The sequence below is a fragment of the Aquisediminimonas profunda genome (genome assembly GCF_019443285.1).
In the GTDB taxonomy this organism is placed as follows: domain Bacteria; phylum Pseudomonadota; class Alphaproteobacteria; order Sphingomonadales; family Sphingomonadaceae; genus Aquisediminimonas; species Aquisediminimonas profunda.
In genome coordinates, this window is record NZ_CP080327.1 from 12,763 (window position 1) to 26,263 (window position 13,501).

A 13,501-nucleotide genomic window follows, 5' to 3' on the forward strand; every position below is an offset into this window, starting at 1 on the left:
TCACAGCAGGCGGCAGACCGGATTCATGTCCACGACCTTCACACTCGACACTTCGACGTCGCGCGCAAACCCGACACCCACGCCCATGAAGCGCCTGACGGTGCCGTTGATCCAGGGCCGCAAGTTCGAGGGGCGGACAGACGAGCCGCTGGTCATGTTGACAGCCTATACGGCGCGCATGGCGCAACTTCTTGACCCACATTGCGACATGTTGCTGGTCGGCGACTCCCTTGGCCAGGTCATCTATGGCTTGCCATCAACCTTGGCCGTGACACTGGACATGATGTGCGCCCATGGCGCTGCTGTCGTGCGGGGCAGCTTCCACAGCGTCGTCATCGTCGACATGCCTTTTGGCAGTTATGAGGCATCGCCGGCGCAGGCCTTTCACTCGGCGAGTCGCATTCTCTCCGAAACCGGATGTTCCGGCGTGAAGCTTGAAGGCGGTGAGGCCATGGCGCCGACAATCCGTTTCCTGACAGAGCGCGGGATACCGGTCATGGCGCATATCGGGCTGACACCGCAGGCTGTGAATGCGCTGGGCGGATATGGCGCCAGGGGCCAATCGCAGGAAGAGCACGCAAAGATACTGGCGGATGCCAAGGCTGTTACGGACGCAGGCGCATTCTCAATGGTTCTTGAAGGCGTGCTCGAAAACATAGCGGGCGCCGTAACCCGGGCAGTGGACATCCCGGTCATCGGGATTGGCGCATCGGCAGATTGCGACGGGCAGGTTCTGGTGACAGACGATATGCTGGGCATGTTCGACCGCGTCCCCAGGTTCGTCAAACGCTATCATGAAGTGGCAAATGAAATTGTGGATGCAGCATCGCAATATGCCGCCGATGTGCGATCCCGATCCTTCCCGACGCCGGACCAGACATACCAGCCGAAATAGGGCGCTTCCCCTCGGGCGATGCCATCGCTAAGGAGGGCCAAATTTCGTTTCCGGAGACCAGTCTTGGCGTCCACGCCTCCTACCCAAGAAGCCTTTTTGCGCGAAGTCGATGAAGAGCTGCGCCGGGATGAGCTGCAATCGCTGTGGCAGCGTTATGGCCGCCTTGGGATTGCGATCATCGTTCTTCTCCTGGCATCCTGGGGCGGCTGGCTTTATTGGCAAGCGCGTGAAGTCAAGGCTTCAGGCGTTGAAGGCGAACAGCTCTCTCAGGCGCTTGACGATTTGCAAGCCGCCAATCCGGACGCCGCGCTGAAGAAACTGGCTCCGCTCGCCACCTCGAAAAATGTCGGATACCGCGCATCGGCGAAAATGGCTGAAGCCGGTGTGGCGTTAGGCAAGAATGATTTCGCCGAGGCTGCCCGGATTTATGGAGAAGTGGCAAGCGATACAAAGGTGCCCCAGCCATGGCGCGACCTTGCCCTGATCCGCCAGACTGCTGCCGAGTTTGATTCGATCAAGCCGGAAACTGTCGTCACTCGGCTTGGACCGCTCGCCGCAAAGGGAAACCCGTGGTTCGGAAGCGCCGGCGAGATGGTTGCAGTTGCCTATCTCAAGATGGGCAAGCCTGAGCTGGCCGGAAAATTGTTTGCCGACATTGGCAAGGATGAGAATGTGCCCGAAACCATCCGTTCACGTGCTGTGCAGATGGCCGGGAGTTTAGGGGTCGACGCGGTCAAACCCCCAACCAAGGAAGTCACCAAATGAAGACGTTTCGCACCGGTTTGATACTCGGCACGATGGCGCTCGCGCTAGCCGGGTGCGGCGTGTTTGGCGGTGGCGGCAACAAGCGGCCCAAGACGCCGACGATCGGTCAGCGGGTTGCCATCCTGACGTCGGAATCGAACGCCGAAGTCGATCCGGCTTTGACTGATGTCGCAATCCTCCTTCCGCCTGCGGAGACCAATACGGAATGGACGCAGCCGGGTGGCAATGGCCCGAAAATGATGGGCCACGTCGGCCTTGGAACGTCGCTTGGCGTGGCGTGGACCGCAAAGATCGACGGCACCACCAAATCTGCACGGCTCGCGGCTTCGCCGATTGTGGCAGAAGGAAAGATTTTTGTCGTTGACGTGCGCGCCAGGCTTCATGCGTTTGACGCGAACTCCGGCGCGACGCTCTGGGTCAGCCAGATTGGTGATGCAAATTCCAAGGAATTCTCCAAGGACAAGGCGTCCTTGTTTGGCGGCGGCGTCAGCTATGACGATGGCAAGCTCTTCGCCACGTCGGGTCTGGGCGATGTTGCCGCGTTCAATGCAGCTGACGGCAAGCAGATCTGGAAGGTGCGCCCTGGCGGGCCGTTGCGCGGCGCCCCGTCCATTTCAAATGGCCAGATTTACGTCATGAGCCAGGACAACCAGATCTTTGCGCTCAAGGAATCGAATGGCGATCAGGTCTGGAGCGAAGCGGCATCGCTCGAAGTTTCCGGTGTTTTCGGCGTTGGTGCACCGGCGGTCGCGCAGGGTAGCGTTGTCGCCGGCTTTTCATCGGGCGAGCTCAATGCCTATCGTTATGAAAACGGGCGATCGCTGTGGGCCGATGCGCTTTCGCGCACCAGCATATCGACGTCCGTAGCCAGCCTTTCAGACGTGGATGCAAGCCCCGTCATCGATCGCGGCCGCATTTTCGCGATCGGGCAAGGCGGGCGCATGGTCAGCATGGAACTCGTCACCGGCCAGCGCTTGTGGGAAATCAACGTTGCCGGAATTGCAACGCCCTGGGTGGCTGGCGAATGGGTTTTCGTCGTTGATGATCAAGCGCGCCTGCTCTGCCTGTCACGGGCGACGGGCAAGGTCCGGTGGGTGTCGCAGTTGCCGCGCTACCGCAAGGAAAAGAAGAAGAACGGGCCGATCATCTGGACTGGTCCGATTCTGGCAGGCGACCGCCTGATCGTTGCAAGTTCGGAAGGGCAGCTGGCCAACATCAATCCGGCAAATGGCGCACTCCAGAGCCAGACCAAGGCCGGAGCACCCGTTTTTCTGCCGCCCATTGTTGCCAACAACACATTGTATGTCTTGACCAATGACGGTCATCTGACGGCCTGGCGTTAAGGCAGAGGGGGCAAAGATGGCCGCCACCCTCCCCGTGGTCGCCATCATCGGGCGACCCAATGTCGGGAAGTCGACACTTTTCAACCGGCTGGTCGGAAAGAAGCTGGCGCTTGTCGATGACCGGCCTGGTGTCACGCGTGACAGGCGGGAAGGCGATGCGGAACTTCTCGGGCTCAACTTCCGGATCATCGACACTGCTGGCTTCGAGGAAGACGATCCGCAGAGCCTGCCGGGCCGCATGCGCGCCCAGACCGAAGCTGCCGTCAACAGTGCCGATGTTTCACTTTTCGTGATTGACGCGCGGGCGGGCGTGGTTCCGCTCGACGAGGAAATCGGGCGATGGCTGAGGGGATCGAAGACGCCGGTCATTCTGCTTGCGAACAAGGCCGAAGGACGGGCGAGCGAGAATGGCATTCTGGAATCCTATGCGCTGGGCTTTGGCGATCCGATTGCGTTCAGCGCCGAGCATGGTGAAGGTCTTTCCGAGCTGTTTTCGGCGCTGCTGCCGCATCTGGAACGCGAGCAGCCGGACGAAGAAGAATTTGATGACGAGAGCCCGGATGCTCCGTTGAAACTTGCCATTGTCGGGCGCCCGAATGCTGGCAAATCGACGCTGGTCAACAAGATGCTGGGCGAAGACCGGATGATCACCGGACCCGAAGCCGGCATCACGCGAGACTCCATCTCGATCGACTGGAGCTGGCGAGACAGCGAAGGACGGGACCGGCAGGTTCGGTTGATCGATACAGCGGGCCTGCGCAAGAAATCCAAGGTAGACGACAAGCTCGAGCGCCTGTCGGCGGCCGACACGCGCCATGCCATCGATTTTGCCGAAGTTGTCGTGCTGCTGCTTGATGCGACGCGAGGGCTCGAAGCGCAGGACCTGCGCATTGCCGACCAGATTTTTTCCGAAGGCCGCGCAATGATCATTGCGCTCAACAAATGGGATACGGTGGAAAATGGCGCCCCGCTCTATCAGGGCGTGCGCGCGGCACTGGATGAGGGCTTTGCCCAGGTCAAAGGCGTACCGTTGCTGACCCTTTCAGCTGCGACCGGCAAGGGAATTGATACGCTGCTCCAGGTGGCTTTCGAAACGCGCGAGGCGTGGAGCCGTCGCGTGACGACCGGCCAGCTCAATCGGTGGTTCGAAACAGCCATCGAGAAGAACCCGCCGCCCGCGCCCGGCGGCAAGCGGATCAAGCTGCGCTATGTGACGCAGATCAAGACACGCCCGCCCAGTTTCGTGATCTTTGGCACACGCGTGGACGAATTGCCCGAGAGCTATCGCCGCTATCTTGTGAACGGCATTCGGCGCGAGCTTGGCTTTGGCGCTGTGCCTGTTCGCCTGACCTTGCGCGCACCGAAGAACCCGTTTGGAAAGCAGTCGAGCTGAGGGGCGCTGGACGCCCGGCGGAACAGGCGATACCCTCTGCCCATTCACCCTATCGAGGCAATGACATGAAGCTTTTGCACACAGTCGCTATCTGCGCTCTTCTGATTTCCGGTCCTGCCAACGCTGGTAGCGCGGCCCGCGCCAAGAAGGCCGTCGCTGCCGCCATTTCCGACCCGGCTCGACCCGCTGACGATGTGAAGCGCGATGAAGCCCGAAAGCCCGGCGCCATCCTTGAATTCGCCCAGGTGAAGCCTGGGGACACCGTCATCGATTTCATCATGGGCGGAGGCTATTTCTCGCGTCTGCTGGCCAGAACTGTCGGCCCCAAAGGCAAGGTCTATGCATATCAGCCGGCGGAATTCATTGCCTTTCGTGCACAATATGGAACAGAGCAAAAGACCGTTGCGGATGCATATCCCAATGTTGCACCGCTCAATGGGCCGCTTTCCGCGCTCGCCTTCCCGGAATCTGTGGACCTGATCTTCACGGCACAGAATTATCACGACCTGCACCTTGCGGCCTTCCCGGAAAATCTGGCGGCCACCGTTGATGCCGCGCTTTTCAAGGCACTGAAGCCGGGCGGGGTGCTGGTGGTGATCGACCATGCTGCTGTCGCGGGCTCTGGCACAAAGGACGCCAACACACTGCACCGCATCGATCCGGCGGTTGTGCGTTCAGAGCTGGAAAAGGCCGGTTTCAAGTTCGAGAGCGAGTCTTCGCTGCTCAGAAATGCAAGCGATCCGCATACTCTGCTCGTCTTCGATCCTGCGATCCGCGGCCGGACTGACCAGTTCATCTATCGTTTTCGCAAGCCTCGCTAAAGCAGAGGTTCTTCAGGCCGTTTCTCTTTTCGATGTGCGACTTTTCGTCGCAGTCGAAGCGCAAGGAACGGATGTCCGAGGATGGGCGAACAGTCCCCGATAAGACCCAGTTTGCCGCGCAAGCGCGACGGGAGGCAGAAGCGGTTCCTGGTCGGGCTGATGACATCCGAGACGTGCAAGCCTCAGCGCATCGTTATCATGAACCTGTCTGCCTTTGGCCTTGCATGTCGGGCTGTGCATCCGCCGGAAGTGGACGAAAGGGTGACCATTTCGCTCGGTGCCTTTGGCGAGGTTGACGGCCAAATCCGGTGGCGACTGGGACGCCGCTTTGGAGTCAAGCTGGATCAGGAGATCGACGTCATTGCAATCGGCCTCGCAAAGCACGGCTTTCGGTCTGCCGACTATGATCTGCCGCTGGATCCCAAATTCGAAAACATGATGGTGTTCGAATTCTTTCGCGATGCCGAATATCATGAGATTGAAAGCCTGCCGACAGACGCGATTCAAAAGCCTTCGGGAAGCGCAATGTCACCGACCAGCCGCCGATAACATCCAATCGCATAGCGATCCGTCATGCCCGCGATGAAGTCGGCAATGTGACGGGCACGCCCATCCGGACTGTCAGGCAGATCCTGCTGCCATTCGGTCGGCAAGCCACCGGGATCCGCATCATAGGCCGCAAAAAGTCCGGAAATGATCTGCCGTGCCAAGGCCGCTGCCTCAAGCTGGCGGGGATGATGATACAGGCGAGCGTACATGAAGGATTTGAGCTCATGTTCCTGCGACGCGAGTGCGCCTGAAAAACTGGCAAGCGTCCGCCCCGCCGCCCGCACATCGGCAACGGTGGACACCCCTGACTCCCTGATGTTCCTGCGCGTCTCTTCGATCACGTCGTTGACCATTTTGCCAATCTGCTGCCGGATGAGTTCGGCACGCAGCCGTCCGGTTTCAACATCGGGGTAACGACGCAGCACCTCTTCCCAGCCAGCCCTTACGAGCGGAACAGTCAGGAGCTCGTCAAAGTCGATCAGCCCGGCGCGCAAGCCATCGTCGATGTCGTGATTGTCATAGGCAATATCATCCGAGACGGCAGCCACCTGCGCCTCCAGTGACGCATGACTGGACAGTTGCAGCGGATAGCCTTGATCCACCATTGCCATTTCCCACCCGGGCCGGGTCACAGGTCCATTGTGCTTGGCAAGGCCTTCAAGGGTTTCCCATGTGAGGTTGAGCCCGCGCCACCGAGGATAGGGCGCCTCAAGATAGGTCAGCACCCGAAGCGTGTGGCCATTGTGATCGAAGCCTCCGGCATGGGCCAGCGCTTCTGTCAGGGCATCCTCGCCGGCATGGCCGAAGGGCGGATGCCCGATGTCATGCGCGAGGCAAAGGGCCTCCGTCAGGTCTTCATCAAGACCGAGCGCGCGCGCAATTGTCCGCCCGATCTGGGCCACTTCAAGGCTGTGCGTGAGGCGCACCCGGAAATGATCGCCATCGGGCGCAACAAAGACCTGCGTCTTGTGGCGCAATCGCCGGAACGCAATGGAATGAATGATCCTGTCGCGGTCGCGCTGGAAGGCGGTCCGGGGGCCACGTGTTTCGCCAACTGCTTCCAGATGTTGCCGCCCTTTGCTGGCAGCGGGATCACTTGCGCACGGCGATCGTGCCCTCATTTTCCGGAGACTTTGGTCACAACCTGACCTGGGTCGCTCGAGAAGGTTGACCCCTGCAGCCCGGCCTTGTTCATCGCGTTCACCATCGCGCGGGCCTCGGCCTGGCTCTTGAACGGGCCAATCAGCAAACGATTGGTCGCCTTGAACGGAACGGAAGAGGCGCTCTGACCCTTGAAGACTGCCGGAGATTTTTCCTTCATCTTCTTCCAGGTCCCGGGCAGGCCGGCATCATTGGCGCCTGTCGCAATCTGGACCCAGATTCGCGCCGGATTCTTGGCCGCAGCGAGCCTTTCAGCCTCTTTCGCTTCCTTGGCGGCCTTTGCTTCGGCATCCGCCTTGGCTTCAGCCGCCGCCTCGCGCTGAGCAGCGATCCGAGCGGCCTTGAGTTCCGCCGCAGTTGGCAACGGCCCGGCGACGCTTTCCTGTTCAACTTCAAGCCCGGCAAGAACCGCACCCAGGCCTGCACTGGTTCTGGAAGGCGACACCGCGGGGTTTGCGGGCCGGGCCGATTGTGTCGTGACTTCGGAAGATGTGCTGACAGCCGGCGCGCGCACCGGCGTGTCCGAAACCTCAAAGAGTGGCGCTGGCGTTTCGTTCGCCTTTTCTGCGCTGGCGAGTGTCGTGGAGGTCATTGGCGCGCTGCTTGATGGCGCCGGACTGGGGACAACGGGGACAACTGCCTGCGGTGCCCTTTCAGCCGAGGCGACAACGGGCGGCCCCATGCTGGGCCGTGTTGTCACGGTTGGACGATCTGCAGCACGTGTCGCCACAACCGAACCGGCCGGGGCACGCGGAGCGGGAGGAGATGGCTTGCTCTCCTCACGAACCGGGACAAGTGTCACAGTCTCGCGCCCCGGTATTCGCCGGGGCTCTTTAGACGCCAAAGCGGCGGGCTTTGCAGCGGAGACATCCGACGGTCTTGGACCAAGCGGATCGCCCGCGGGAATCAAACCGTCCGAAGCGCCACCGGAACCCGAGGGATGATAAAGATCGCCAGCGGCTGCAACGGCCATTGCCGATCCATCGCTCGGCATGATCCCATAATTGACCGCAAGCGCCCGATCGGCCGCATTCAACGTCGCAAGTCGCTTCAGAAACGGGGCCATTGATGCGCCTGCCCCACCCGGCATGACCGAACTGGCCACATCCTCTGCAGCCGCCACATCGCCGTTCATTGCCAAGACAAAGGCGCGCGCGCGCCAGGCTGAACGATTCTTCTGGCGCAGCAGGGGATCGAGCAGTTCCATTGCACCCTGGTCGTCGCCGGAGATTCCGAGCGACAAGGCATAGCGGATCGTCAAATCGTCATCTGGTCCGGATCGTAGCGCCAGTGCATAGTCGTGCTGGGCCCGCTTCGGCTCTCCCCGAAGGTCGTAAGCAAGCCCCCGGTCGCGAGCAACGACCTGTTCCGGCATGCCGAGGGCCACGGCCTCGCCGAAGAGGCGCAGGGCATCCGTCGGCTTTTGCTTGAGAATGAGAGCAGAGCCAATGGCAGCCTTGATTTTGGCACTGCCGGGAGAAATGTCCTCCGCCCGGGCAAGAAAGGCCAGGGCTGCATCGCCGTCGCCTACCGCTATCGCACTCAGCCCCGCCTCTGTGAGAGCCGTCACGTCTCTCGGGTTCTGGGACAATATTACGAGGTTTGCAGCAAGGCGGTCGGAAGGATCGGCTGACTGGGTCGTCTGAGAAGTTGCGGTTGAAGCGGGTTGAGCCAAAGCACCCTGCGCCAGCAACGCCAGACCCATCGCCAACCCACGACCCCAGTTGGCCTGATTCAAGATTCTCATGAAAACAGACCTAAACCCACTCGGCCCTTGCCGCGCAAGAGCACATCCCGGGAATCACGCCGGGATGGTAGCAGCCGAGGACAAACCGGCCTGCACCATCCCGGATGGGATTGATTACTGATTATTCTGGCGATTGAGGAACCGCGGAATATCGAGAGGGTCTGACGCCTCGGTTGGCGCGACGTCTGCCTTTGCAGAGCCACGCGCAATGTTCGACATGCGTTCAAACAAGGTGCCCCCCGCAGCAGGAGCGGCACGCGGCGTTTCTTCTGCATCGCCAACAAGCCAGCGACGACGCGGCGGTTCCGGATTGTCCACGGTGTCGTCAAACATTGGCGGGACCGGATTCGACGTCACTTCGGTATCAAGCATCGATTGAGGCTCGAGCATCAATTCATCGGGTTGGACCGAGCCGGCCTCTTCGGCGAGCGGAGCCTCCAGGACGAGCGGCGCCTCTTCCTCAATCACCGGCTCTGGAGTGGCTTCCATTGTGTCGGGCATGTCTGCATCGACAGAGGCGGTCTCGACAATCGGCGCCGGCGCAATCACTGGCTCTGGCGTGCGAATGATTTCCTCGCTCTTGCGGGCGGTCGGGAAGGAGAAGACCCGGGCAGGCTCCGGCGCGACAACCGAGTCAGCCTCGATGCCCGTGGCAACCACAGAAACGCGGATGCGGCCTTCCAGTTCATTGTTGAAGGCCGAACCCCAGATGATGTTTGCATCGGGATCGACCAGCTCCTTGATGTGGCTGGCCGCTTCGTCGACTTCCATCAGGCGCATGTCCTCGCCACCGACGATCGAGACGATGACACCCTTCGCGCCCTTCATCGACACGCCGTCGAGCAGCGGATTGGCGATAGCCTTTTCAGCAGCATCGATCGCGCGATTGTCGCCAGAGGCTTCGCCCGTACCCATCATGGCCTTGCCCATTTCGCCCATCACCGAACGAACGTCTGCAAAGTCGAGGTTGATCAGGCCCGGCATGACCATCAGGTCGGTTATGCCGCGGACGCCCTGCTGGAGAACCTCATCGGCCATCTGGAAGGCTTCCTTGAAGGTCGTCGAGGGATTGGCAATCAGGAACAAATTCTGGTTGGGGATGACAATCAGCGTATCGACATGCTTCTGCAGTTCGGCGATGCCCGCTTCGGCGGCCTTCATGCGACGCGATCCTTCAAAGCTGAAAGGTTTGGTGACGACACCAACAGTCAGGATGCCACGATCGCGCGCGGCCTTTGCAATGACAGGAGCAGCTCCCGTTCCCGTACCGCCGCCCATGCCGGCTGCGATGAAGCACATGTGCGCGCCGTCGAGCGCCTTTTCGACTGTCTCGATTGTTTCCTCGGCAGCAGCACGGCCAATCTCGGGCCGCGAGCCAGCGCCAAGACCTTGCGTGATCTTGAGGCCAAGCTGGAGGCGGCGCTCTGCCGGGCTGGTGTTGAGTGCCTGGGCATCAGTGTTGGCGACGATGAAATCGACCCCCTGGACCTGAGCGGCGATCATGTTGGCGATGGCGTTTCCGCCCGCTCCGCCAACGCCAATCACGCTGATCCGCGGCCGCAACTCGTCCACCTCGGGTGCCATGAATTCAATGCTCATCTCGCTGTCTCCCCATCTGATGCCAAGGGCGAAGCACCTGCCCTCTTGACTCTTTGCCTGAACTGATTCGCCGAATCACCAAAAAAGTTAACGACTCGGAAAATTTCTGCAATTTGTGCATTCATTACAGAATCCTTACAATATCTAGTAGGCGCTTTGGAGCGCCGTCATCAACTTTTTAATGATCCCGGTGCCCAAAACCGGGCTGACCCGTGCAGGTTCCGGCATGATCACCCGCAAATCGATTGGATCCGAAGCGGCATAGTGAATGAGCCCGGCCAAAGTCGTGAATCCCGACCCGCTGTGCGCCTCCGGCAAGCCCGACAATCCGCGTGGCCGACCGATACGGACCGACCGACCGAGGGCGCCTTGCATATAGTCTGCCATGCCCTTCAGTTCGGCGCCGCCGCCCGTCAAAACGACTTGCCTGCCGACCGGTCCAGAGAAGCCCAGTTCCTTCAGCGCCTTTGAAACCTCGCCTGCCAGATGCTCGAGCCGCTGACGAATGACGGCGATAAGCTGTGCGCGCGTGATGCGAGACGTCTCCGACGCATCGTCCTCAGCCGATAATGGCGCCACTTCGATCATGTCGTGATTGTCGCGCGGGCTTGCGGTTGCCGAGCCGTAAAAGCACTTCATCCGTTCGGCCTGATCGCGCCGCGTCCCGAACGCGGAGGCAATGTCATCGGTGATGTCCGCTGCGCCAAACGGGATGGACGTCAAGCCGACAAGCATCCCGCCAGCAAAGAGCGAGACATTGGTCACGCCCGCCCCAAGCTCGACCAGCGCAACGCCGAGCTCTCGTTCTTCGTCGGAAAGGCACGCCATGCCTGTTGCGACCGGCGACGCGATGATCGACTTCACTTCGAGGTGGGCCTTCCTGACGCACAGGTCGAGATTGCGGACCGGCGAACCATCGGCGCACACGACGTGGATATCGACACCCAGTGTATCAGCGTGAAGCCCAAGTGGCTTTTTGACACCTTGCAGTCCGTCGAGCGTATAAAGCGTGGGCTGGGCATGGAGGATCATGCGGCCATCGGGGTCGAGCGTATTGCGTCCGGCGGCGAGAAGCTCGTCAATATCCTCCTGCTCGATCCGGTGGCCGCCGAGTTCGACCTCGACTGACGCAATGTCGCTGACCAGCCCCCCTGCTGAAAAACCGACCCAGACATTCTCGATATTTGTTCCAGCGATACGTTCGGCCTGTTCCACCGCATCGCGGACTGCGGATTCCGTCGCATCCATGTCGGCAATATATCCGCGCTTCACGCCGCGGCTTTCCCGCTGCCCCGTGCCAAGGACCTGAATGTCACCAGATGGGAGCCGCTCTGCAATGAGCGCAGACACCTTCCATGAGCCGATATCCAGCGCCGTGATCAACTGATCGCTTCTAGGCTGTGCCACCCGTTTCCTCCCCCTTGGTTTCGCCGACCGATTCCTTTGGCGCGTCGATTGCCGGTTTCGATTTGTCGATCTTCGCAACGAACTTGGTCGGATCGCGCATGTCAAAGCGCGCATATCCGCGGCCCAAAAGCCTTTGCACGCCGTCCATCCTGGCGAATTTCACCAGCGACTTGCCCGCGAGTTCGTCCCCTTCGGGCAAGGCCAATGTTTCGCCGGACTGGAAGCGCAAATCCCAGCGTCGGCCGCCGACCCAGGTCGCAGCCGCCAGCATTGGCTTCAGGGCCGGGGCGCGCTCCATCAATTCCGAGAGCGCGGTCGCCTTTTCATTGGCATCGCTCCCGATCAGCAAAGGCAGGTCAGGCATGGCATCGAGCGAAACGGGTTCAAGAACAACACCGTGAGCGTCGATCAGGGAGAGCTGCTGGTTGTGCTGCCAGATGGCAGCGGGCTTGCGCTCGACAATGTCGACCACCAGCGTATCCGGCAGGCGGCGCGAGACCCGTGCATCCGCGATCCAGCCAAAGCCGAGCAATTGATTGCGAACCTTGTCGAGATCGACAAGCGGCATGGCCATCGAATGCTGGTCAAGTGCAATGGCATAGACGGTAAGCCGTTCCATCCGGTCGATCCCGGTGACTTCGACCCGCTTGACAGCGAAACCGGCCCTGCCGATCGACCCTGCGACTGCCGTTCCGACATAGCCCGGCAAACCGGCCATCATTGCGCCAGCCACGACAGCAATTCCGACCATGCCGGCCATGGACCAGATCACGAAACGATCGATCGAATCCTGCTTGAAGGGCATGGCCTTGCGGGCCTTTGACCAGGCCGATGTTGCCTTCTGCGCAGGCTTGCGAGACCGTGCTTTCACAACAGGCCGCTTTCCGCCGCGCTTTACGGTTGTTGTGCGGCTCATAATGCTTCCCTCACAATCCGGTCCACAAGGTCATCATAGGAAATGCCTGCATGCTTTGCCTGTTCCGGCACGAGGCTCAAGGGCGTCATGCCCGGTTGCGTGTTGATTTCGAGCAGGAAGATGCCTTCCACGCCCTTTTGATCATCCCAGCGGAAATCGGAGCGCGACGCGCCCTTGCATCCCAGCACACGATGCGCCTTCAAGGCATAGCCCATCATCGCATCGCTGATGTCTTCCGGAATCTGCGCCGGGCAGATATGGGTCGTCAGGCCGTCGGTATATTTGGCATCATAGTCGTAGAAGCCGCTCTTGGGCTGGAGTTCCGTAACGCCCAAGGCACGATCATCAAGGACCGCGACTGTAAGTTCACGCCCCCGGATGAAAGGTTCGGCAAGAAGTTCGTCAAATTCCTGCCAGGGGCCATTTACGTCGCGCCCGATCGGGTTGCCGTAATTGCCTTCGCTGGTGACGATCGCAACGCCAACGGACGAGCCCTCGTTGACAGGCTTCAGGACATAGGGCCGCTCAAGCGGATCGCGCTGATAGAGTGTTTCGCTCTTCACGATCAGGCCGCCGGGCATCGGGATGCCATAGGGAACGAGCGCCTGCTTGGTCAGCACCTTGTCGATTGCGATCACGGATGTGACCATTCCCGAATGGGTATATTTGAGGCCCATCAGATCCATCATGCCCTGAACCGACCCATCTTCACCGGGCGTTCCGTGGAGCGCGTTGAAGACGACATCGGGCGCAGCTTCCGCAAGGCGCGCCGCCACGTCGCGGCCCATGTCGATGCGCGTCACGCGATAGCCCTTGCGTTCAAGCGCATCCGCGACGCCCGCGCCGCTTGTCAGCGACACTTCGCGCTCGGCGGACCAACCGCCCATCAATACCGCGACATGCAC

The 13,501-nt window shown here is 60.6% G+C and carries 12 protein-coding genes; 6 read left to right on the forward strand and 6 right to left on the reverse strand.

What is annotated here, in order from left to right; genetic code table 11:
- Positions 1–25 precede the first annotated feature (25 nt).
- From panB to K0O24_RS00110, 6 genes are all read left to right on the forward strand, one after another.
- The gene (gene panB / locus K0O24_RS00085; protein WP_219893827.1) at positions 26–895 is read left to right on the forward strand and encodes a 3-methyl-2-oxobutanoate hydroxymethyltransferase; all 870 of its coding nucleotides are present in this window, start codon (positions 26–28) and stop codon (positions 893–895) included.
- Between the two features lie 63 nt (positions 896–958).
- Positions 959–1,660, forward strand: a complete 702-nt coding sequence (locus K0O24_RS00090) for a tetratricopeptide repeat protein (protein ID WP_219893828.1) — start codon at positions 959–961, stop codon at positions 1,658–1,660.
- Positions 1,657–3,003 (forward strand): outer membrane protein assembly factor BamB family protein, encoded by a 1,347-nt coding sequence (locus tag K0O24_RS00095; protein WP_219893829.1) that lies wholly within the window; start codon positions 1,657–1,659, stop codon positions 3,001–3,003. The genes K0O24_RS00090 and K0O24_RS00095 overlap by 4 nt, the downstream gene beginning before the upstream one ends.
- 16 nt (positions 3,004–3,019) lie before the next feature.
- Entirely contained in the window at positions 3,020–4,396 is a 1,377-nt protein-coding gene (der, locus tag K0O24_RS00100) for a ribosome biogenesis GTPase Der (RefSeq protein ID WP_219893830.1), read from the forward strand.
- A gap of 65 nt (positions 4,397–4,461) precedes the next feature.
- Positions 4,462–5,217, forward strand: coding sequence for a class I SAM-dependent methyltransferase (locus K0O24_RS00105; RefSeq protein WP_219893831.1), 756 nt, complete (start codon positions 4,462–4,464; stop codon positions 5,215–5,217).
- 81 nt (positions 5,218–5,298) lie between these two features.
- The gene (locus K0O24_RS00110) at positions 5,299–5,766 is read left to right on the forward strand and encodes a hypothetical protein (protein WP_219893832.1); all 468 of its coding nucleotides are present in this window, start codon (positions 5,299–5,301) and stop codon (positions 5,764–5,766) included.
- On the opposite strand, the gene K0O24_RS00115 is transcribed toward K0O24_RS00110, so the two are convergent.
- The 6 genes from K0O24_RS00115 to K0O24_RS00140 all read right to left on the reverse strand — a co-directional run bounded on the left by K0O24_RS00115 (position 5,721) and on the right by K0O24_RS00140 (position 13,501).
- Positions 5,721–6,887: a deoxyguanosinetriphosphate triphosphohydrolase gene (locus tag K0O24_RS00115; protein WP_219893833.1), complete on the reverse strand. Its 1,167-nt coding sequence runs from the start codon at positions 6,885–6,887 to the stop codon at positions 5,721–5,723. The genes K0O24_RS00110 and K0O24_RS00115 overlap by 46 nt on opposite strands.
- Positions 6,884–8,674: a tetratricopeptide repeat protein gene (locus K0O24_RS00120; RefSeq protein WP_219893834.1), complete on the reverse strand. Its 1,791-nt coding sequence runs from the start codon at positions 8,672–8,674 to the stop codon at positions 6,884–6,886. Before K0O24_RS00120 ends, K0O24_RS00115 begins: the two co-directional genes overlap by 4 nt.
- A gap of 114 nt (positions 8,675–8,788) precedes the next feature.
- Positions 8,789–10,273: a cell division protein FtsZ gene (ftsZ, locus tag K0O24_RS00125; RefSeq protein ID WP_219893835.1), complete on the reverse strand. Its 1,485-nt coding sequence runs from the start codon at positions 10,271–10,273 to the stop codon at positions 8,789–8,791.
- Between the two features lie 144 nt (positions 10,274–10,417).
- The gene (gene ftsA / locus K0O24_RS00130) at positions 10,418–11,680 is read right to left on the reverse strand and encodes a cell division protein FtsA (protein ID WP_219893836.1); all 1,263 of its coding nucleotides are present in this window, start codon (positions 11,678–11,680) and stop codon (positions 10,418–10,420) included.
- Positions 11,667–12,596 carry a cell division protein FtsQ/DivIB gene (locus tag K0O24_RS00135; RefSeq protein WP_219893837.1) on the reverse strand — a complete coding sequence of 310 codons (930 nt, stop codon included), beginning with the start codon at positions 12,594–12,596 and terminating at the stop codon, positions 11,667–11,669. The genes ftsA and K0O24_RS00135 overlap by 14 nt, the downstream gene beginning before the upstream one ends.
- A complete protein-coding gene (locus K0O24_RS00140; RefSeq protein WP_281421744.1) occupies positions 12,593–13,501 on the reverse strand; it encodes a D-alanine--D-alanine ligase in 909 nt (302 codons plus the stop codon). Before K0O24_RS00140 ends, K0O24_RS00135 begins: the two co-directional genes overlap by 4 nt.